Below are 248 nucleotides of genomic sequence, written 5' to 3'. Positions count from 1 at the left end.
ATGCGAAAGGACTCCGAATCCAGGCAGCCCACCGACCTCAATGACGCGATCCGCGAAAGCCTCAAGCTGCTGGAGCAGGAGCTCCGCAATCGTGACATCACAATAACAACGATCCTTGCACCCGAACTCCCGTTGGTCGAGGCGGACGTCATACAGATCGAGCAGGTCATGTTGAACCTGCTGATCAACGCGTGCGAGGCCATGGCCGATTGCGAACAGCGACAGGTCACGGTTCGCTCTGACGCTGG

General features: G+C 58.5%; 1 pseudogene. It reads left to right on the top strand.

Annotated features, from left to right (window positions below):
* Window positions 1-248, top strand: a pseudogene (locus tag SB775_RS32330) (hypothetical protein); the annotation flags it as partial.

It is taken from the genome of Peribacillus sp. SIMBA_075 (assembly GCF_046534585.1).
This window is presented reverse-complemented; position numbering and strand designations above follow the sequence as displayed.